Source organism: Sulfitobacter sp. JL08, from assembly GCF_003352045.1.
Taxonomy (GTDB): Bacteria; Pseudomonadota; Alphaproteobacteria; order Rhodobacterales; family Rhodobacteraceae; genus JL08.
The window spans coordinates 3,571,557-3,592,642 of the sequence record NZ_CP025815.1 but is presented as its reverse complement, the minus strand read 5'-3'; the positions used below and the strand labels follow the sequence as shown (position 1 = coordinate 3,592,642).

Here is a 21,086-nt window from a genome sequence, read left to right as displayed (position 1 = left end):
GACGCAGCTGTCTGACTGCGGTCAGCCGCCGTCGGTAAGCGCCCCGTTTTCCCAGTTTCCGCTGGCTTCCTGCCCGGTGGAGTAGCGCATCGTGCCTGTGCCCTGACGTTTGCCCCCTTCGAAAGAGCCTTCGTAAATATCGCCGTTGGCATAGGTCGCAATGCCTTGTCCGCTGATTTCGCCGTTCTTCCAGTCGCCGGTGTACTTGAACCCGTCAGCCATCACGATTTCACCCTGACCATGACGTTTCCCATCCACAAACTCGCCCGTATAGACCGTTCCGTCAGGATAGGTGGCTTTGCCGTGGCCGTGGCGCTGTCCGTCTTTCCATTCGCCTTCATAGCGATAGCCGTCTGCGTAGGTCATCACACCTACACCGTGATTGCGCGCATTCAGAAACTCGCCTTCGTAGACGACACCGTTTGTATAGGTTGCCTTGCCCGGGCCTTCGATCACGCCCGCCACCCATGATCCTTCATAAATGGACCCGTCCGGATAGGTGATCTTTCCGATACCATCGGCCAGATCGGCGCTGAACTGGCCTGTGTAAACTGACCCGTCCGGATAGGTCACGGTGCCTTCGCCCTCGATCTCTCCGGCCACCCAACTGCCGGTGTAGACGTATCCGTCGGTTCCGGTGAACGTGCCCTGACCCTGTCGCCTGTCGTTGACAAAGCCGCCGACATAGACATCACCGTTTTCGTAAGTGACCTTGCCCTGACCCTCGCGGCGTCCGGCGACCAGTTCGCCTTCGTAGACATCGCCGTTGGGTTGCGTCAGCACCCCGGTGCCTTCGATCTGGCCCGATTTCCACATGCCCACATAGGTCAGGTCGTCGGGCATCGTCAGGGTGCCGGTGCCGTCACGCTCGCCGGCCTTTATCTGTCCGTCATAGATGGCACCATCCGGATAGGTGATCACGCCCATGCCTTCTTTCACGCCATTGACCCAATCGCCGTTGTATTCATAGCCACCGGGTGATTGCATGACGCCCTTGCCGTGGTGCTTGGCATTGCGGAACGATCCTTCATAGCGCACGCCATTGGCATAGATCGCGATTCCGTTGCCGGTAATGGCGCCATCCAGCCATTCGCCTTCATAGGTGCCGCCATCGGCAAAGGTGATTTTGCCAAACCCTTCCGGTTTGCCTTTTGCAAAGTTGCCCTCGTAAACAGAGCCGTTCGGAAAACGGGCAACGCCATTGCCCTTGATCTCGCCCTCGACCCATTCGCCGGAATACTCGTACCCGTTTGGCAATGTGTAGGTGCCGGTGCCATGTTGCAGGCCGTTACGGAATGTTCCCTCGTAAACGCCCCCATCGTCATATTGCTTGGTCAGAACGGCAGCGTCCTGCGCCAGTAGGGATGTCGCGGAAAGTGCGGCACAAAAAACAAGGGTGGCGATCGTGTGCTTCATGTCATGTCCTGATTAACGTTCGGGCAACGTGCCGGGAAAACCTAAGATGTTGCGCGGCTCGGGGCAATGTCTTTTGCCGATCAACCGTTGCGGCGGGCTTTCCCTTGCGCGCTGATCTGCTACATGGGCAACACAGATAACGAAGGATCAGGGCACAATGGCCGACCGATTTCGAGTGACACTGGCGCAGCTGAACCCGACGGTGGGCGATCTGGCAGGCAATGCAGCCCTTGCGAGGGATGCATGGGAACAGGGGCGCGCAGCAAATGCTGACCTTGTGGCGCTGCCTGAAATGTTCATAACCGGATACAACACACAGGATCTTGTGTTGAAACCGGCATTTCTGAACCACGCCCAGGCGCATATCGAAGCTCTGGCCGAAGAATGCGCAGACGGCCCCGCACTGGCCATCGGCGGGCCATGGATAGAAAACCGCAAGCTTTACAATGCCTATTTCATTCTGAAGAACGGCAAGATCGCCAGCAAATCGCTAAAGCATCATCTGCCCAACGAAACGGTGTTCGATGAGGTGCGAATATTTGATTCTGGCCCTTTGGGCGGCCCGTATAATGTGGGTAACACGCGCATCGGAAGCCCGATCTGCGAAGATGCCTGGCACGAGGACGTGGCCGAAACACTGGCCGAAACGGGGGCGGAATTTCTGCTGGTGCCAAACGGATCGCCCTATTATCGCGGCAAATTCGAAACCCGCCTGAACCATATGGTGGCGCGGGTGGTCGAGACCGGATTGCCGCTGATCTACCTTAATATGGTGGGTGGTCAGGATGATCAGGTGTTTGATGGCGGGTCTTTCGGGCTGAACCCCGGCGGGGAACTGGCCGTGCAATTGCCGGTTTTCGATCAACTGGTGACCCATGTCGATCTTGAACGCACGGATCAGGGGTGGCGGATTGTCGAAGGGCTGCGCGCCTCGTTTCCGGACAGTCTGGAACAGGATTACCGCGCCATGGTCGAAGCCTTGCGTGATTACATGCGCAAGACCGGTTTCAAAAAGGTTCTGTTGGGCTTGTCGGGCGGGATCGACAGCGCGATCGTGGCCACCGTCGCTGCAGACGCGATTAGCGCCGAAAACGTGCGCTGTGTCATGTTGCCTTCGGAATACACGTCGCAGTCGTCTCTTGATGATGCGAAATCTGTCGTGTCGGCATTGGGCTGCCATTACGACACGGTGTCGATCGCGCAGGGGCGCGCGGCCATTACCCAAACGCTTGCCCCGCTGTTTGAAGGGATGGAACCCGGCCTGACCGAAGAAAACATCCAGTCGCGATTGCGCGGACTTTTGTTGATGGCGATGAGTAACAAGTTCGGCGAAATGCTGCTGACCACCGGCAACAAATCCGAGGTCGCCGTCGGGTATGCGACGATCTACGGGGATATGGCGGGTGGCTACAATCCGATCAAGGATTTGTACAAGACCCGTGTTTTTGAAATCTGCCGCTGGCGCAATGCCAACCATCGCGACTGGATGATGGGCCCGTCCGGGGTGATGATTGATCCGCGTATCATCGACAAACCACCTTCAGCCGAATTGCGCGAAGATCAGAAGGACAGCGACAGCCTGCCGTATTATCCGGAGCTTGATGCAATCCTGAACATTCTGGTGGATCAGGACGGATCGGTTGCCGATTGCGTCGCCGCCGGATTTGACCGCGAGACGGTCAAAAAGGTCGAGCATCTGATCTATATCAGCGAATACAAACGGTTCCAGTCTGCCCCGGGCACACGGCTTTCGCCGCGCGCCTTTTGGCTGGACCGGCGGTATCCGATCGCGAACCGGTGGCGCGATCCAAGCTAGGGCGCCAGGTTCGCTGCGTCCTCAGAAATCGAAAACCTCGCTCAGAAAGCTTTCCTTGCGCTTTTTGCGATAGGGTTTGTCGCTATAGCGCTGCTCTTCATGACGGGGGGCTGCGGCCTGCGGCGCGGCGGGCGGCACAGATCGTTCGATGATCTTGTCCAGTTCACCCCGATCCAGCCAAACCCCGCGGCATGTCGGGCAATAATCAATTTCGACACCGCTGCGGTCAGACATGACAAGGGTCGTATCGTCTATCGGGCATTTCATCGGGGCCATCTCCATCTTGGTTCAAAAGTTACTGAATCCTGTCTTTGAAATGGGTGTTTTTATCGGATTTTCAATGCACGAGACTTGTGTAAGCTGCCGAAAACAATTGAAAGTCAGCATCCTATGCCCGGCCCCACTCCAACCGCTGTGATCGGTGATACGCAATTGCCCAAACGCGTTGATGTTGTGGTGATCGGTGGTGGCATCATCGGTGCGATGGCGGCGCTGGAACTGGTCGAGCGGGGCATTTCCGTTGCGCTGTGCGAAAAGGGTGAAATCGGGGCCGAGCAATCCAGCCGGAACTGGGGCTGGGTGCGGATGGCGGGGCGCGACGCGCGCGAAATTCCCCTTATGGATGTTGCCATTCAGGCGTGGCAGGGCATGGACAAGCGATTGGGCCGCAAAACCGGCTATACCCGCACCGGCAGTATTTTCGCGGCCTCTTCAGACCGGATTTTTTCGCGCTATCAGGATTGGACGCGTAATCTGACAGATCGTCAAATGACGTGCCACATGGTGTCCGCCGCCGATCTTGAGGGTCTGTTGCCGCGCAACAACATGCAACTGGCGGGCGCGATGCAAACGCCGATGGATGGCCGCGCGGAACCGCAATGGGCGGCACCTGCCATCGCCGAAGCGGCGCGGGATGCGGGCGCGCATGTTCTGACAGGCTGTGCGGTGCGGACAGTTGAAACCAGTGCCGGCGCGGTGTCGGGGGTTGTGACTGAAAAGGGTGAAATCGGTTGTCAGGCGGTGGTGCTGGCGGGGGGCGCATGGTCGCGCCTGTTTGCGGGCAATGCGGGGATCGAACTGCCGCAATTGAAGGTGCTGAACTCTGTTTTGCGCACAACGCCGATCAGGGACGGGCCGGATGTTGCGTTTCGAGGCGACAAAATCGCATTCCGCAAACATGCCGATGGCGGGTACATCATCGCGTCCAGAGAAGAAAACGTGTTTGACCTTGTGCCTGACAGTTTCCGCCTTGCGCGGGCGTTTTTCCCGGCACTTCGCGCGGAATGGAAGGCGATTTCCTTTCGGCTTTCGGATCGCTGGTGGCAAGAGGCACGGATGAAACGCCACTGGCGGGCAGACGACACGTCGCCGTTTGAAACCTGTCGCATCCTTGATCCCGTGCCGTCGGCCAAAGCCCGTGACCATGCCTGGACTGCTGCCCGCGCCGCATTTCCGTTTCTGCAGGGGGTCGAAATCGCGCAAAGCTGGGCTGGTTTGATTGATGTGACACCGGACGCCATCCCGGTCATTTCGCCCGTTACAGACAGGCCCGGATTGTACATTGCGACAGGATTTTCCGGCCACGGGTTCGGCATCGCGCCGGGGGCGGGGCGGCTTGTGGCCGATCTGATTACAGGTGCGCCGCCTACCGTCGATCCGCACGATTTTCGCCTGTCGCGGTTCAGCGATGGCAGTAAAACCGTGCTGGAAACCGGGTATTGAAGGCACAAGGCAGGTCCGGGCCTGCCTTGTGCTGTTTTGGTCCTAAAGCATCAACTGATAGCTGTGCGGAACGTACCGAAATCCGCTGTCGCGGGTTTCGACATACCCGAACGCGGGCCAGGGCATGTGGTACCCGACAAACGGGATTTTATCGGCCGCCATCATATCCAGCATCTTGCGACGCGTGGCGGCAGCAGCGGCCTTGTCCATGTCAAATTTGACCTCCCAGTCGGGATAGCCCAGCGACCAGACATAATGGTTGGCAAAATCCGCACCAAGTACCAGTTGTTTGCCGTCTGATTCGATCATGTATGCCATGTGGCCCGGGGTATGTCCGAATGCAGCCATCGCTGTGATGCCGCCGGCCACGCTGCCGCCATCATCCAGAAATGTCATCTGGTCGGCCAGGGGGCGCACTTTGGTTTCGAACCCTTCGTTTTCGGCTTTGCCCCAGGCATCGAATTCGGTTGTTCCGGTAACGTAGCGCGCGTTGGGGAATGTCGGTGCGTCACCTGTCATCAGACCGCCGATGTGATCGCCATGCATGTGCGTGATCACGACAACGGTGATCTGATCGGGCGTGTATCCGGCTGCAGCCAGTGCGGCGGTCGTGCCTTCGCCCGATAAGCCTGTATCGAACAGAACCAGTTCGGATCCGGTGTTCACAATGGTCGGGGTGAAAAAGAACTGGGCCTGATCGACCGGCAGATTGTTGGCAGCCGAAACCGAATTGAATTCATCGGCGGGCACGTTCATCCCGAAAATCGCCTGCGGATCAGGCACGGCGCGCGTACCGGCCAATAGTGTGGTCACGTCATAGCCACCCAACGTGACCCGCATGTAGGGGGCCATCGATGCGCCCATCATCGGGGCCGATGCGCTTGCCTGTGTGGCAAGGGCACTGGAAAGGGGCAGGGCGGCGGCACCGGCCAATGCGGCGCGGCGGGTAATTTTCTGTGTCATTCAACTGTCCTCCTGTTGATTGCTTTGAAATAGGGTCGGTGCAGGTTTTGTCGTCAAAGTGTAACGCTGACGTGATCGAACGAAACAATTATGCTAGGTTTCACAAATGACCGGAAACAAGACGCAAATGTCAGACACTGATGTCGCGGGTTTTCTGGATCGGGTTGTCCCGGCGGCAAAACAGAACGATGCGCAGGTGCTGGATACCCTGTTTCGCCGCGTTACCGGGTATCAACCCCGCATGTGGGGGACATCCATCATTGGCTACGGCACCTATCACTATGTTTACGATTCAGGTCGGGAAGGTGATTTTCTGGCGACAGGGTTTTCGCCGCGCAAGGCGGCGCTGTCGATCTATATCATGCCCGGTTATGCCGATTTCACAGAGATTCTGGGCCGCCTTGGCAAACACAAGATCGGAAAATCCTGTCTTTATGTGAACAAGCTGGCGGATATCGACACTGATGTTCTGGCCGAACTGATAGGCGCGGGACTGGCAAATCTGAATGCGCGTTGGCCCGTTACGCCAACTTAACGCGGTTTCGCGCCTTCTGGACAAAGCCCATGCCCTGTGACAGGACAGCGCCGACGCTGGAGATATCACATGACCATTACCCGTTTTGCCCCGTCCCCAACCGGTTACATCCATGTTGGCAACCTGCGCACCGCGCTGATGAATTACCTGATCGCCCGCAAGGCCGGCGGGACGTTTATCTTGCGGATCGACGATACGGATGCGGAACGCTCCAAGCAGGAATATGTCGATGGGATCATGCGGGATCTGGAATGGCTGGGCCTGGAATGGGACAGGGTGGAACGTCAATCAGACCGTTTGGACCGCTACGCCGCGGCTGCGGACGAACTGCGCGCAAAAGGCCGTTTTTACGAAGCATTCGAAACCCCGACCGAACTGGACCTGAAGCGCAAGAAACAGCTGAACATGAGCAAGCCGCCGGTTTATGACCGGGCGGCTTTGTCCCTTTCGGATGCGCAAAAGGATGCCTTGCGCGCCGAACGTGGTCCGGGTGTGTGGCGGTTCCTGCTGGACCATGAACGCATCGAATGGGCTGATGGCATTCTGGGCGATATTTCGATCGATGCAGCGTCCCTGTCCGATCCGGTTTTGATCCGGGGTGACGGGCAGGTTCTGTACACGCTGGCATCGGTGGTGGATGATATCGAAATGGGCGTCACGGATGTGGTGCGCGGATCAGACCATGTGACCAACACAGCCACGCAAATCCAGATCATCAATGCGCTGGGCGGAACGCCGCCGCGGTTTGCACATCATTCGTTGCTGACGGGGCCGCAGGGCGAAGCGTTGTCCAAAAGATTGGGCACACTGGCGCTGCGCGACCTGCGTGAGCGCGGCATCCAGCCGATGGCGCTGCTGAGCCTGATGGCCCGGCTTGGATCGTCCGATCCCGTTGAAATCCGCACCGATATGTCCCAGTTGATCGATGGCTTTGACATCAGCCATTTCGGGTCCGCACCGACCAAGTTCGATGCCGATGACCTGTTGCCGCTGACCGCCCATTATTTGCAGGCGCAGCCGTTCAACGCCGTCGCGGAACAGGTTGCCGAAATCGGTGTACCGGCCCATCTTGCAGAGCCTTTCTGGGACGTGGTCAAGGACAACATCACGACGCTGAACGATCTTGAAAGCTGGTGGGACATGCTGTCGAAGGGAGCCACACCGGATATCGATCCGGAAGATGCGGAGTTTGTCGACACGGCGCTGTCGATGTTGCCGCCTTTGCCCTACACGCCTGACACATGGGGCAGCTGGACCGCCGCTGTAAAAGACGCGACCGGTCGCAAGGGGCGCGGTCTGTTCATGCCGTTGCGCAAGGCGTTGACCGGACAGGCGCACGGACCGGATATGTCGCAACTGATGCCTTTGCTGCAAAACCCGCCCCGCCGCAAATAGCCCGGGCTGGCTAAACGTTTATCCGGCCTTTGGCGGAAACCAGCCAATCTAGCGTTTTGGACTCAAGCCTTCTGGCCGGTCAATGCGCGCCGACAGAGCTTCGAGATTCTGATCGACGAAGCGGCGTTCAAAGTCTGTCAGGCTGCGATGGCGGGCATAGACCGGCGCGGCGCGGTCATTCAGGATCGGGGCCTCCCATCCATCGGTCGTTTCGAAAAACCGTAATGCGCCTTCGACGCCGAATTCGGTCAGATAGCCCTGAACGACCACGTCTATGTAGCTGAGAAGGATCGGATGCCTGGTATCGGGCGCGTGGTTCTGGTCAGGCGCGACGGTGTAAAGATGGATGGCTGGCCGGTGATCAAGGTCGTGCCTGATCTGATCGGATGCGGCGACACGATCATAGGCCCATTCGCGGGCATCCAGCGCGGCCCAGTCTGCCCCGGGAACAGATGCAATCAGCCCGTCTATTCTGCAAGACGGATCAGGAACCACGGTCAGAAAGGCAACCGGGCGTTTGCCCGTATGGCGCCACAGACGCCGCCAGCCCTGTGCCGTTGCACGGGTCGGATTGCCGTAATCATGCGTGGTCCGGTTCACCAGAGAACCGTAACCGAAGAAATAGGGAGGAGGCATGTGTGTCATAAAAATAGGGCGCTTGATATAGGTCAAACCTGTTTCGGGCGGACTGTGCCAAGGTATTGTACCGAATGGCAACAGGTGAACGCGCGTGCGGATAACCAAACGAACCAACATAGCCGTCAGATTGCTGATGTATTGCGCAGCCCACCCCGGCAAGCTGGTTACAAAAAACCAGATCGCGACCTGCTGCAACATTTCAGAAAACCATCTTGCGCAAGTGATCAACCAACTCAGTCAGCTGGGATATTTGCATACGCAGCGGGGGCGCAATGGCGGCTTAAGTCTTGCCAAGGCGCCGGGCGATATCCGGATCGGTGATGTGTTTCGCAGTGTCGAGGCCAACATACCGATTGCCGAGTGTTTTGCCGATGCCGACAATACATGCCCCTTTACCAATGCTTGCCGACTGAGAGAGGCCCTGACAAAGGCCGCTGCCGCGTTCTTTGCGGAACTGGACGACGTGACGCTGGACGGGCTGGTGTGTGGCAACGAGGCTTTGATCGCGATGCTGAATCCATCGCAATGCAATCAAGACCGCTTGTCAGCGTGAATGTTGCATACTACCGTATACCCTATTGAAACGGGAGAATCGGCGCAGCGCCGATGCCGAAGGAGCAACCGCCCCGGAAACTCTCAGGCCTAAAGGACCGTTTCAACCAAAACACAGACTCTGGAGAGTGGCGTTTGCGCGCCCGCCGAAGGGATAACGATCTCAGGCAACAGGACAGAGGGGGCATCAGGCGTCAGACCCACAAGGGCTGGCGATCAGGTGCCGGTATGTTCGGGGTTTTCCAGACAGCCAATGGCACACAAAAAGGGGGAGTTTTGGCGTGTCGGATTTGTTGCATACGGCTTTGTTTGATCTGCATGTGGAACTGGGTGCAAAAATGGTGCCCTTTGCCGGATACGCGATGCCGGTGCAGTATCCGATGGGCGTCATGCAGGAACATTTGCACACGCGCAGTGCCGCAGGCCTGTTCGATGTCAGCCATATGGGTCAGGTGCTGTTGCGCGGAGCGTCCTGGGATGCGGTTGCCCTGGCCTTCGAAGCGCTGGCGCCGGTGGATGTTCTGGGATTGGCAGACGGGCGGCAACGCTACGGGTTCTTTACCAATGAAAAGGGCGGGATCGAAGACGATCTGATGTTCGCGCGCCGTGGTCAGGATCTGTTTGTCGTGATCAATGCCGCGTGTAAGGAAACCGATCTGCGACTGATGCGGGCGGGTTTGCCTGCTGATATCATGATCGAGGTTCTGGAGGATCGCGCTCTTATCGCGTTGCAGGGCCCGAAGGCAGAAACTGCACTTGCCCGTCTGGATCCTGCTGCGGCCAACATGCGGTTCATGGATGCCGCGCCTTTAGATCTGAACGGAATTGCCGTCTGGGCCTCCCGATCGGGGTACACGGGCGAGGACGGGTTCGAAATTTCGGTTGATCAGGGCGATGTCGAACCCCTGGTACGCACCCTGCTGGAGATGGAAGAGGTTGCGCCCATAGGTCTTGGTGCGCGCGACAGCCTGCGGCTTGAGGCCGGTCTGTGCCTTTACGGACAGGATATGGATGCTGGCACCACACCTTCATCTGCCGCTCTGACTTGGGCCATCCAAAAGGTGCGCCGCGCGGGCGGTGCGCGGGCAGGCGGATTTCCCGGTGCCGATGTGATACTTGCCGAATTCGAAACGCCGTCGCCATCCGTGCGCGTCGGTCTGTCACCGCAGGGGCGCGCGCCCATGCGCAGCGGCGTCGCGCTTTTCGCCGATGAAACATCCGATGTTCAGATCGGGACTGTCACCTCTGGCGGGTTTGGCCCCAGTGTGCAGGCCCCCGTTGCCATGGGCATGCTGAACCGCGAAAACGCCGCAGCCGGCACAACCGTTTACGGCGATGTGCGGGGCAAACGCCTGCCGGTAGCGGTTGTCAAACTGCCCTTTGTGGCGGCGGGTTTCAAACGTTAAACACAACTATCACCAGCAGGAGAACGACCAAATGAAGTTTACCGAAGAACATGAATGGCTGCGTCAGGACGGCGACGAGATCGTCGTTGGCATCACCGAACACGCCGCCGAACAACTGGGCGATGTTGTGTTTGTGGAATTGCCCGAAGTCGGCCGTGCGATCACCAAAGACGAAGAGATCGTCGTGATCGAAAGCGTCAAGGCCGCATCGGATATTCTTGCGCCGCTGGACGGAGAGATTACCGAAGTGAACGAGGTTCTGACCGATGAACCGGGCAAGGTAAACGATGATGCGGAAGGCGAGGCGTGGTTCTTCAAGATGACCGTCGCGGACCCGTCGCAACTGGACGACTATATGGATGAAGCAGCCTACAAGGCCTTCATCAGTTGATCTGACAGCGCAGCCTGTGCGTTGACACGGCTGCGCTTTTTGCCAGGACACAGCAAAGGCCCATGGTTCTTTGCCTTTCAGGGAGTGAAAAATGCCGTTCAAGCCAATCGACTATCTGCCTTATGATTTTGCCAACCGCCGCCATATCGGGCCGTCCCCGTCTGAAATGACCGAGATGCTGCGTGTGGTCGGTGCCGACACGCTTGACGCCCTGATTGACGATACGCTGCCCCCCGCGATCCGGCAGAAGGAACCGCTGGACTTCGGCAAGGCAAAATCGGAACGCGAACTTTTGTATCACATGAAAAAGGTCGCTTCGAAAAACAAGGTTCTGACCTCGTTGATCGGTCAGGGGTATCACGGCACGGTTACACCGCCCGCGATCCAGCGCAACATTCTGGAAAATCCCGCGTGGTACACGGCCTACACTCCCTATCAGCCCGAAATCTCGCAAGGGCGGCTTGAGGCGCTGTTGAACTTTCAGACCATGGTCAGTGATCTGACGGGGCTGGAGATTGCCAATGCGTCGCTGCTGGACGAGGCCACGGCCTGCGCCGAAGCAATGACCATGGCGCAACGGGTGGCCAAATCCAAGGCCAAGGGCTTTTTCATCGACGAAAACTGCCACCCGCAGAATATCGCGGTGATGCAGACGCGTGCAGCGCCTTTGGGGATCGAAGTGATCGTCGGATCGCCTGACAACATTGATCCCGATGCTGTGTTCGGCGCGATTTTCCAGTATCCGGGAACCTACGGACATGTGCGCGATTTTACCGATGCCATTTCGGCCCTGCACGGGGCCAATGCAATCGGCATCATCAGCGCCGATCCACTGGCCCTGACTCTGTTGAAAGAACCGGCGGAAATGGGTGCCGATATCGCTGTCGGCTCGACACAGCGGTTTGGTGTTCCGGTCGGATATGGTGGCCCCCATGCCGCCTATATGGCGGCGCGGGATGCGTATAAACGCGCGATGCCCGGGCGCATTGTCGGGGTGTCGGTGGATGCCCACGGCAACCGTGCCTATCGCCTGTCGCTGCAAACGCGCGAACAACATATCCGCCGCGAAAAGGCCACGTCCAACGTGTGTACCGCGCAGGCTTTGCTGGCCGTCATGGCAGGGTTTTACGCGGTATTTCACGGCCCCGAGGGGCTCAAGGCGATTGCGCAGCGTATCCACCGCAAAACCGTGCGTCTGGCCAAGGGGCTGGAAGCCGCCGGTTTCAACGTGGAACCCGAAACTTTCTTTGACACGATCACTGTGGATGTCGGCCTGCTGCAACGCGGCGTGTTGCACGCGGGCGTGCGCGAAGGTGTCAACCTGCGCCGCGTCGGCGATACAAAGATCGGCATATCGCTGGACGAGTTGACCCGCCCCGCCACGATTGAAGCGGTCTGGCGCGCGTTCGGGATTATGATGGATGACGATCTGATCACGCCGGCCTACCGTGTCCCGGAAGATCTGGTGCGCACGACGGAATTTCTGGAACATCCGATTTTTCACATGAACCGTGCCGAAACCGAAATGATGCGCTATATGCGCCGTCTTGCTGACCGCGATCTGGCACTGGACAGGGCGATGATACCGCTGGGATCGTGCACGATGAAGCTGAATTCGGCGGCGGAAATGATGCCGATCAGCTGGCCCGAGTTTTCGCAGCTACATCCGTTCGCGCCCAAAGATCAGGCCGAAGGATACAGCGAACTGATCACCGATCTGAGTGACAAACTGTGCCAGATCACCGGGTATGACGCGATTTCCATGCAACCCAATTCCGGCGCGCAGGGCGAATATGCGGGCCTGTTGACCATATCGGCCTATCACCGCGCCAACGGGCAGGGGCATCGCAACATTTGCCTGATCCCGATGTCGGCCCATGGTACGAACCCCGCCAGCGCCCATATGGTCGGGTGGGATGTGGTGCCTGTAAAATCCGATGCGCGAGGCGATATCGATCTGGAAGATTTCCGCGCCAAAGCAGAAAAACATGCCGAAAATCTTGCCGGATGCATGATCACGTATCCGTCGACCCACGGCGTGTTCGAGGAAACGGTGATCGAGGTGTGTAACATCGTGCACACCCATGGCGGACAGGTCTATATTGACGGTGCGAACATGAACGCGATGGTCGGCCTGTCGCGCCCCGGTGATCTTGGCGGCGATGTCAGCCACCTGAACCTGCACAAGACGTTCTGCATCCCGCATGGGGGCGGTGGCCCCGGCATGGGCCCGATCGGTGTCAAATCGCACCTGATCGAACATCTTCCCGGCCATCCGCAAACAGGCGGTGTACAGGGGCCGGTTTCGGCCGCGCCTTATGGATCCCCGTCGCTTTTGCCGATCTCGTGGGCGTATTGCCTGATGATGGGTGGTGAAGGCCTGACGCAGGCAACACGGGTTGCTATCCTGAACGCCAACTACATCGCCAAGCGGCTCGAAGGGGCGTTTGATGTGCTGTACAAGGGTCCGACAGGCCGGGTGGCGCATGAATGCATCATTGATACGCGCCCCTATGAGGACAGCGCCGGCGTGACGGTAGAAGACATTGCCAAACGTCTGATTGATTGCGGCTTTCACGCCCCGACGATGAGTTGGCCCGTGGCGGGCACGCTGATGATCGAACCGACCGAAAGCGAAACCTGCGCCGAGCTGGACCGGTTCTGCGATGCCATGCTGGCCATCCGCGCCGAAATTGCCGATATCGAAGAGGGGCGGATTGATCCGGTCAACAACCCGTTGAAGAACGCGCCTCACACGGTCGAGGATCTGGTAAGCAAATGGGACCGGCCCTATACGCGCGAACAGGGGTGTTTCCCCCCGGGTGCGTTCCGCGTGGATAAATATTGGCCCCCGGTCAACCGTGTCGACAACGTTTATGGCGATCGCCATCTGGTCTGCACCTGCCCGCCGATGGAGGATTACGCCAAGGCGGCAGAGTAAACGGCAAAACCGCGTCTGGCAGGATGGTCTGCCAGACGCATTTTATTCGCGCGCACGCAGCACCTGTGCCGGGCGCGCGGCCAGTGGCCGCCACGCAAAGGCAAGACCCGACAACAGCGTTGCAATGATCCCGCCGGCAATAATGGCCAGTGCGGATGGCCAGATAACCTTGAAATCCGTGCTCATCACATAGGTGCTTACGGCCCAGCCACCCAGCAATCCGGCCCCCAGCGCGACCAGCCCCGCCGCCGCGCCCAGCAGGGCCGCCCGCAAGGCAAAGCTGTACAATATCTGTCGCCGCGATGCGCCCAGGGTTTTCAGGACGGCGGCCTCGTAGGTGCGTGCCCCTTCGCCTGCGGCAGCAGCGCCGATCAGGACCAGAAAACCGGTCAGCAATGTGGCTGCGGCGCCATAGGATGTGGCTGCGGCCAATCCGGCAAGAACCTCGGAAACACGATCGATTGCATCGCGCACCCGAATGGCGGTGATGTTGGGAAAGGTATTTGAAAGATCGCGCAGAATGGCCGCTTCGGCCTGCGGTTCGGCATAGACGGTTGAAATGAAACTGTGCGGCGCACCCGCCAGTGCGGCGGGGTTCATCGTCAGCACAAAGCCGATGCCTGCGGTGGAAAAATCAACCTCGCGAAAGCTGGTGATCGTGGCGGTGATGTCGCGCCCCAGAATGTTGATGGTCAGGATATCCCCCAGAAGCAGCCCCATTTCATCGGCTTCTTCCTGGGCAAAGCTGATCTGGGGTGGGCCATCGTAGCCTTCGGGCCACCATGTGCCAGCCGTGATGCGGGTGTTTTCGGGCAGTCGGTCGGCGTAGGTAACGCCGCGATCCCCATTCACCACCCAATGATCGCCAGCGACGTCGCGCGCAGGCCTGCCGTTGATTGTGGTGATCACACCTCGCAGCATTGGTGCGCTTTCGACCTTGCGAACTGCTGCATCACTGTTCAGGCGGTCATTGAACCCGTCCATCTGGTCCTGCTGAATATCAACAAAGAAATATGATGGCGCGACTTCGGGCAATTGCCCCGAAATGGCGTTGCGCAGGTTTCCGTCAATCTGGCCGACAGCCGCCAGTACGGACAGTCCAAGCCCGAGAGACAAGACGACAGAAGCCGCGCCTTCGCGCGGCCCGCCGATCGCCCCCAAGGCCCATCGCAGTGCGGGCCGGTTGCGGGCCAGCCGGACGCCACGGCGCGACCCCCAGCGGATCAGAACCGAAGCAACCGCCAGGATGACCAAGGCTCCGGCGATGCCGGCCGCCGTCCACAGGGTAAGGCGCCACGTGTTGCTGAACCAACCCGCCAGCCCGATCAAAGCAGCCAGGCCAAGGACTATGACCAGCAGGTACCGCGGTGCGGGCAATAATCTGGTGCCGCCCAACGCATCCCTGAAAAGGGTCGCCGCGCGGACGTCTTCGGTTCTTGCGAGGGGCCAGAGTGTGAAAACCAATGCCGTCAGAATTCCGTACAACGCGGCTTCGATCAGGGGCTCAGGATAGATTGCAAAAGACGCAGGTATCGGCAGGCGCGCTTCGATCAGTGGCGCAACAAGCAGGGGAACAAAGCCGCCCAGGAACAGGCCGATCACGATCCCCAATATGCTAAGCACCCCGATCTGGATGAAATAGGTCTGGAAAATCGTGCGGCGGCTGGCGCCCAGTGTCCGCAACGTGGCGATCACATTGGTCTTGCCAGCCAGATAGGCCCGCACTGCGGCAGAAACGCCGACGCCGCCCACCGCCAGACCCGATAGCCCGACCAGAACCAGAAATGCCCCCAGCCGGTCAACGAATTCGGCCACACCCGGCGCGCCGTTGCGGGAATCTGTCCAGCGCAGCCCTGCATTTTCAAATCGGGCCTTGGCCTGTTGTTCCAGTTCCTCCAGTTCGGTTCCCTCGGGCAGCGCCAGACGGTATTTCGAAGAAAACAGCGTGCCCGGTTCCAGCAGGCCGGAATTTTCCAGATTTTGCGTTGTTACAATGGTGCGTGGCCCAAGGGCGAAACCGCCCGCCGCCGCATCGGGCTCCCCGGCCAGTTCCGCCATCAAGACAAAGTCTTGCGTTCCAAGGGCAAAGCTGTCGCCGATGACCAGCGCCATACGGTCGATCAGCGCCCGTTCCATCACCGCACCGGGCAAACCGCTCTGGCCCTGCATTGCAATATCCAGCGGCATTTCGGGTATCAGGTCAACCTGTCCGACCAGCGGATAAACATCATCAATTGCTTTTACCTGCGTCAGCCCGCGTTCCGCTTCGCCGTTTTTCCGCGACACTGCCATTGATCGAAAATCGATTACTTCAGAAACCTCTTGCGCGTTTTGGCGCATCCAGTCGCGTTCTTCCTCGGTTGCAAAGCGGTAGGTCAGTTCGATCTCGGCATCGCCTCCCAGCAGGGCGGCGCCTTCCTTTGCCAGACCGGCCTCGATGCTGGCGCGCACAGAGCCGACAGCCGCAATCGCCGCGACACCCAGAGCGAGACAAGCCAGAAAAATGCGGAACCCCTGAAGCCCGCCACGCAGTTCTCGCCGTGCGAAACGTGCGGCCAGACGCAAACTCATTCCGCTGCCTTACGGGCTGAATCGTCTATGTGACCGTCGCGCAGCCGGATAATACGATCGCACCGGTCTGCCAGGCTGTTGGAATGTGTCACCAGTACCAGTGTGGCGCCATGGCGATCACGCAAATCAAACAGCAGATCTATGATTGCGGCGCCGTTTGCGCCATCCAGATTTCCGGTCGGTTCGTCGGCCAGCAGGATATGCGGTCGTGGCGCCGATGCACGCGCCAGGGCGACACGCTGCTGTTCGCCGCCCGACATCTGGGCCGGGTAATGATCTGCACGATGAGACAGGCCAACCGTTTCAAGTTCCTGCCGAGCGCGATCAAAGGCATCGCGCATACCCGCCAGTTCCAGTGGGGTCGCGACATTTTCCAAAGCGGTCATTGTCGGAATTAGGTGGAAGGATTGGAAAACCACCCCCATATGATCCAGACGAAAGCGCGCAAGGTCGTCTTCGTTCATGGCCGTCAGGTCGTGACCAAGCGCCTTGATCGTGCCGCCGGTGGCCTGTTCAAGGCCACCCATCAACATAAGGAGTGACGATTTGCCTGATCCGGATGGCCCCACAAGACCAAGTGTTTCACCTTGCGCAACATCCAGTGTGATGCCGTGCAAAATATCGACAGGTCCGGCGTTCCCTTCCAGCGAAAGAGCTGCATCCTTTAGTGAAATCACGGGGTCGGTCATTGGTGCGGGCCTTTGGTTGCGTCACTTTGCATATGGAGCGCGATGCGGGATGCGCAAGCTTTCTTTGGCAATTGCAATGATTTGCGCGGCAAGTGTTGTCGCGGCTGAAGAGATCACTGTAGCTGCATTGGGCGACAGCCTGACCCAAGGCTACGGGTTGCGTCAATCTGCCGGGTTTGTGCCGCAACTGGCCGATTGGCTGAATGCACAAGGCGTAACCAACGTGCGATTGATCAATGCGGGCGTTTCCGGTGATACCACAGCGGGTGGATTGGCGCGGGTGGATTGGACGCTGACGCCGGATGTGGATGCAATGATTGTCGCGCTGGGGGGCAATGATTTGCTGCGCGGTATCGATCCGCAAGTCAGCCGGTCAAACCTGGAAGGGATATTGAAGGCGGCGCAGGCTGCAGATGTAGATGTTCTGCTGATCGGGCTGACGGCCCCAAGGAATTACGGGCCGGAGTACAAACAGGCATTTGATGCCATGTATGCAGAACTGGCCGAGGAATATGGCGCGTTGTACCTGCCCAGCTTTTTTGCGGGTATTACAGGCGGAACGGCGCTGCGCGACACCGATCCCGCGCTGGTCCAGCCCTATATGCAGTTCGATGGCATCCATCCGAACGCGTCAGGCGTGCGGAACATCGTTGCCGCCGTCGGGCCAAGCGTGGTCGAGCTTATCGCCTTGGCGCGCAAGTAAGCACAAGTTTCACGCATAAAAAAACGGGCGCATCGTTGCCGATGCACCCGTTCTTTTCAGAATTCGTTCCCTTTGCAGGGTCGAACCTTACGCCAGTGCGATGTTTGTCGCGCTTTCGCGGCCGTCACGGCCCGGTTCGATGTCGAATGTCACTTTTTGGTTGTCGGCCAGACCGGTCAGGCCTGCGCGTTCCACGGCAGAGATGTGCACGAACACGTCTTTGCTGCCGCCATCGGGCGCGATAAAGCCGAAGCCTTTTGTTGAGTTAAACCATTTGACGGTGCCAGTAGCCATCGTTGTTCTCCTTTAAAAACTGCCCACGGAATGCGGCAGGTCGGCTAGGTCAGTGCAAGATCGAAAGACTGAGCCGAAAGGAGCAGTTTGGTCGATAGTGGTAACGTCGCAGGCGCTATATGGCGTCACATTGGGAAAAAATCAAGAGGAATAAGATGAAGTTCCTGTGACGGCAGAAAGGTGCCTGCCCCTGTAACCGACTGATTTCCGTACCGTTCATAAGGATGCAAACGACGTACCCTTGATTTGGGGGGCTTGGATGCACGTGCCGCAACATATCGGGAATCGCTCGAAAAACAGGCATCGTGTAAAAATTTTACCAGTTGATAAAAAAATAAAACCGTGAGAGCGTGTTTGAAACCGACGCAGGGGAAGGGACGCAAATGGCGCAGAATGTGTTTACGCAAGGTGTGGTTGCCGGACGGTTGGCCCCGGATGATTACGAAGCCGGATTTTCCGATCTGCATGCCCCGCTGGATGATCACGAAGCACTGGTAGCTGCAGACAGATGTTATTTCTGCCACGATGCGCCGTGCATCACGGCCTGTCCGACGGATATCGATATCCCGCTGTTTATTCGCCAGATCGCAACCGGTACGCCGGATGCGGCGGCCAAGACGATCCTGACCCAGAACATCATGGGCGGCATGTGTGCGCGGGTCTGTCCCACCGAAACCCTGTGCGAAGAGGCGTGTGTGCGCGAACTGGCCGAGGGCAAGCCGGTGCTGATCGGGCAGTTGCAGCGCTATGCCACCGATGGTCTTCAATCCAAGGGCGTACATCCGTTTGAACGTGCCAAACATACGGGCAAACGGGTGGCCGTTGTCGGGGCCGGTCCTGCCGGATTGGCCTGTGCGCACAGGTTGGCCATGCTGGGCAGCGACGTCACCGTTTACGACGCGCGCCCCAAACCCGGTGGATTGAACGAATACGGGATTGCCACCTACAAAACCACAAACGGGTTCGCCCAGGCCGAAGTGGACTGGCTTTTGAAGATTGGCGGCATCACCACCGAATACGGCAAGGCGCTGGGCAACGGGCTTTCGCTGTCGTCGCTTCAGGCAGAGTATGACGCTGTATTCCTGGGCATCGGTCTGGGCGGTGTAAACGCGCTGAATCTGGCCGGTGAAGACAAGGATGGCGTTTTGGATGCGGTCGATTTTATCGCCGATCTGCGCCAGGCCAGCGATCTGGCCAAGGTGCCTGTCGGGCGCGATGTGGTGGTGATTGGCGGCGGTATGACCGCTGTGGATGCCGCCGTTCAGGCCAAACTGCTGGGTGCGCTGAATGTCACGCTTGTGTACCGGCGCGGGCGCGACAGGATGAATGCAAGTGTGTTTGAACAGGATCTGGCGGCGTCCAAGGGCGTGCGCATCATCACCAATGCGTCCCCCGTGGCGATCCACGGCAATGGCACCGTGCGCGAAATCGAGTTTGAATACACAACGGACGATCTGAAACCGACAGGGCAGACGGTCCGTCTGGCAGTGGATCAGGTGTTCAAGGCCATCGGCCAATCGCTTGAAGGGTCGGACCTGCCTGATCTGGACGGGCGCAAGATTGCCGTCACTGGGGCGGGCCGCACATCTGTCAAAGGTGTCTGGGCAGGTGGCGACTGTGCAACCGGCGGCGATGATCTGACCGTGACCGCCGTTGCCGAAGGGCGCGATGCGGCGATGGACATACATGCAAGTTTGATGGGCTAAGCGTGGGCTGGCCCCCACTTTTGGAAGGAACGCGAAATGGCAAATCTTCAAAGTGAATTTATCGGGATCAAATCCCCCAACCCGTTCTGGCTGGCCAGTGCGCCGCCCACGGACAAGGAATACAATGTGCGCCGTGCCTATGATGCAGGCTGGGGCGGCGTGGTGTGGAAGACGCTGGGGCTTGACCCGCATGTCGTGAACGTGAACGGCCCGCGCTATGGCGCAATTTACGGGGCGGATCGCCGATTGCTGGGCCTGAACAATATCGAACTGATCACGGACCGCCCGCTGCAAACCAATCTGGACGAGATCAAACTGGTCAAACGCGATTATCCTGATCACGCGATGGTCGTTTCGCTGATGGTTCCATGCGAAGAAGAGCCTTGGAAACTCATTCTGCCCCTGGTGGAAGATACCGGTGCTGACGGGGTCGAACTGAATTTTGGGTGCCCGCATGGCATGTCTGAACGGGGCATGGGCTCTGCCGTGGGGCAGGTGCCGGAATATATCGAAATGGTCACGCGCTGGGTCAAGGCGAACACGCGCATGCCTGTGATCGTCAAGCTGACTCCCAACATTACCGACGTGCGCAAACCGGCCGAAGCAGCCATGCGCGGCGGTGCGGATGCCGTTAGCCTGATCAATACGATCAATTCGATCACGTCGGTCGATCTGGACCTGTTCGCGCCCGAACCCACAATTGATGGCAAGGGTGCGCATGGGGGCTATTGCGGGCCAGCGGTAAAGCCGATTGCATTGAACATGGTTGCCGAAATCGCTCGTACGCCCGAACTGGCCAAGTTGCCCATCAGCGGCATTGGCGGTGTCACCACATGGCGCGATGCGGCCGAATTCATGGCGTTGGGGGCGGGCAATGTGCAGGTTTGTACGGCTGCGATGACCTATGGTTTCAAAATTGTTCAGGAAATGATTTCCGGACTGTCGCAGTGGATGGACGAGAAAGAGATTACATCGGTCGATCAGATCGTGCGCCGCGCGGTGCCCAACGTGACCGACTGGCAGTATCTCAACCTAAATTACGTGGCCAAGGCCAAGATCAATCAGGATCTGTGCATTTCGTGCGGGCGCTGTTTTGCCGCCTGCGAGGACACCAGCCATCAGGCGATTTCAATGTCGCCCGACCGCGTCTTCGAGGTGATCGACGAGGAATGCGTGGCCTGCAACCTGTGCGTCAACGTCTGCCCTGTGGAAGACTGTATCACAATGGAGGCAATGGCCCCCGGTTTGGTTGATCCGCGTACCGGCAAGGTGGTTGAACCGGACTATGCCAACTGGACAACGCATCCAAACAATCCGGCCGCAAAAGCAGCGGAATGATCTGGCGGG

General features: G+C 58.7%; 18 protein-coding genes and 2 riboswitches. Of the genes, 11 read left to right on the top strand and 7 right to left on the bottom strand.

Annotated features, from left to right (window positions below):
- Positions 1 to 21: 21 nt before the first annotated feature.
- Entirely contained in the window at positions 22 to 1,416 is a 1,395-nt protein-coding gene (locus C1J05_RS17675) for an MORN repeat-containing protein (RefSeq protein ID WP_114871402.1), read from the bottom strand.
- Between the two features lie 157 nt (positions 1,417 to 1,573).
- Between C1J05_RS17675 and C1J05_RS17670 the strand changes: the two genes are divergently transcribed.
- A complete protein-coding gene (locus tag C1J05_RS17670) occupies positions 1,574 to 3,232 on the top strand; it encodes an NAD+ synthase (protein ID WP_114871401.1) in 1,659 nt (552 codons plus the stop codon).
- Positions 3,233 to 3,253: 21 nt separating this feature from the next.
- Here the strand turns inward: C1J05_RS17670 and C1J05_RS17665 are convergent, their stop codons facing one another.
- Entirely contained in the window at positions 3,254 to 3,499 is a 246-nt protein-coding gene (locus C1J05_RS17665) for a TFIIB-type zinc ribbon-containing protein (RefSeq protein ID WP_114872424.1), read from the bottom strand.
- A 123-nt stretch (positions 3,500 to 3,622) separates the two neighbouring features.
- Between C1J05_RS17665 and C1J05_RS17660 the strand changes: the two genes are divergently transcribed.
- The gene (locus C1J05_RS17660) at positions 3,623 to 4,954 is read left to right on the top strand and encodes an NAD(P)/FAD-dependent oxidoreductase (protein ID WP_114871400.1); all 1,332 of its coding nucleotides are present in this window, start codon (positions 3,623 to 3,625) and stop codon (positions 4,952 to 4,954) included.
- A gap of 42 nt (positions 4,955 to 4,996) precedes the next feature.
- Here C1J05_RS17660 and C1J05_RS17655 read toward each other — a convergent pair whose 3' ends face one another.
- Positions 4,997 to 5,917, bottom strand: a complete 921-nt coding sequence (locus tag C1J05_RS17655) for an MBL fold metallo-hydrolase (protein ID WP_114871399.1) — start codon at positions 5,915 to 5,917, stop codon at positions 4,997 to 4,999.
- A 106-nt stretch (positions 5,918 to 6,023) separates the two neighbouring features.
- Here C1J05_RS17655 and C1J05_RS17650 point away from each other — a divergent pair, with 106 nt between their 5' ends.
- Positions 6,024 to 6,452 (top strand): DUF1801 domain-containing protein, encoded by a 429-nt coding sequence (locus tag C1J05_RS17650; protein WP_114871398.1) that lies wholly within the window; start codon positions 6,024 to 6,026, stop codon positions 6,450 to 6,452.
- A gap of 69 nt (positions 6,453 to 6,521) precedes the next feature.
- Positions 6,522 to 7,847, top strand: coding sequence for a glutamate--tRNA ligase (gene gltX / locus C1J05_RS17645; protein ID WP_114871397.1), 1,326 nt, complete (start codon positions 6,522 to 6,524; stop codon positions 7,845 to 7,847).
- A 48-nt stretch (positions 7,848 to 7,895) separates the two neighbouring features.
- Here gltX and C1J05_RS17640 read toward each other — a convergent pair whose 3' ends face one another.
- A complete protein-coding gene (locus C1J05_RS17640; protein ID WP_368073716.1) occupies positions 7,896 to 8,492 on the bottom strand; it encodes a gamma-glutamylcyclotransferase in 597 nt (198 codons plus the stop codon).
- Between the two features lie 85 nt (positions 8,493 to 8,577).
- Between C1J05_RS17640 and C1J05_RS17635 the strand changes: the two genes are divergently transcribed.
- The 4 genes from C1J05_RS17635 to gcvP all read left to right on the top strand — a co-directional run bounded on the left by C1J05_RS17635 (position 8,578) and on the right by gcvP (position 13,776).
- Positions 8,578 to 9,039 (top strand): RrF2 family transcriptional regulator, encoded by a 462-nt coding sequence (locus C1J05_RS17635; protein ID WP_114871396.1) that lies wholly within the window; start codon positions 8,578 to 8,580, stop codon positions 9,037 to 9,039.
- Between the two features lie 21 nt (positions 9,040 to 9,060).
- Positions 9,061 to 9,149, top strand: a riboswitch (glycine riboswitch).
- A riboswitch (glycine riboswitch) is annotated at positions 9,150 to 9,227 on the top strand.
- A gap of 92 nt (positions 9,228 to 9,319) precedes the next feature.
- The gene (gene gcvT / locus C1J05_RS17630) at positions 9,320 to 10,444 is read left to right on the top strand and encodes a glycine cleavage system aminomethyltransferase GcvT (RefSeq protein WP_114871395.1); all 1,125 of its coding nucleotides are present in this window, start codon (positions 9,320 to 9,322) and stop codon (positions 10,442 to 10,444) included.
- Between the two features lie 31 nt (positions 10,445 to 10,475).
- Positions 10,476 to 10,835, top strand: coding sequence for a glycine cleavage system protein GcvH (gcvH, locus tag C1J05_RS17625; RefSeq protein ID WP_114871394.1), 360 nt, complete (start codon positions 10,476 to 10,478; stop codon positions 10,833 to 10,835).
- A gap of 91 nt (positions 10,836 to 10,926) precedes the next feature.
- On the top strand, positions 10,927 to 13,776 hold the full coding sequence (gcvP, locus tag C1J05_RS17620; protein ID WP_114871393.1) for an aminomethyl-transferring glycine dehydrogenase: 2,850 nt from the start codon (positions 10,927 to 10,929) through the stop codon (positions 13,774 to 13,776).
- Positions 13,777 to 13,818: 42 nt separating this feature from the next.
- On the opposite strand, the gene C1J05_RS17615 is transcribed toward gcvP, so the two are convergent.
- Both C1J05_RS17615 and C1J05_RS17610 read right to left on the bottom strand, forming a co-directional pair.
- Positions 13,819 to 16,347, bottom strand: coding sequence for an ABC transporter permease (locus C1J05_RS17615; RefSeq protein ID WP_114871392.1), 2,529 nt, complete (start codon positions 16,345 to 16,347; stop codon positions 13,819 to 13,821).
- The gene (locus C1J05_RS17610; RefSeq protein ID WP_114871391.1) at positions 16,344 to 17,036 is read right to left on the bottom strand and encodes an ABC transporter ATP-binding protein; all 693 of its coding nucleotides are present in this window, start codon (positions 17,034 to 17,036) and stop codon (positions 16,344 to 16,346) included. The genes C1J05_RS17615 and C1J05_RS17610 overlap by 4 nt, the downstream gene beginning before the upstream one ends.
- Before the next feature lie 49 nt (positions 17,037 to 17,085).
- Between C1J05_RS17610 and C1J05_RS17605 the strand changes: the two genes are divergently transcribed.
- The gene (locus tag C1J05_RS17605) at positions 17,086 to 17,739 is read left to right on the top strand and encodes an arylesterase (protein ID WP_114871390.1); all 654 of its coding nucleotides are present in this window, start codon (positions 17,086 to 17,088) and stop codon (positions 17,737 to 17,739) included.
- An 87-nt stretch (positions 17,740 to 17,826) separates the two neighbouring features.
- Here C1J05_RS17605 and C1J05_RS17600 read toward each other — a convergent pair whose 3' ends face one another.
- Positions 17,827 to 18,033, bottom strand: coding sequence for a cold-shock protein (locus tag C1J05_RS17600; RefSeq protein WP_114871389.1), 207 nt, complete (start codon positions 18,031 to 18,033; stop codon positions 17,827 to 17,829).
- Between the two features lie 383 nt (positions 18,034 to 18,416).
- Here C1J05_RS17600 and C1J05_RS17595 point away from each other — a divergent pair, with 383 nt between their 5' ends.
- Both C1J05_RS17595 and preA read left to right on the top strand, forming a co-directional pair.
- Positions 18,417 to 19,739, top strand: a complete 1,323-nt coding sequence (locus C1J05_RS17595) for an NAD(P)-dependent oxidoreductase (protein WP_114872422.1) — start codon at positions 18,417 to 18,419, stop codon at positions 19,737 to 19,739.
- A gap of 36 nt (positions 19,740 to 19,775) precedes the next feature.
- A complete protein-coding gene (gene preA, locus C1J05_RS17590; RefSeq protein WP_114871388.1) occupies positions 19,776 to 21,077 on the top strand; it encodes an NAD-dependent dihydropyrimidine dehydrogenase subunit PreA in 1,302 nt (433 codons plus the stop codon).
- Positions 21,078 to 21,086 lie beyond the last annotated feature (9 nt).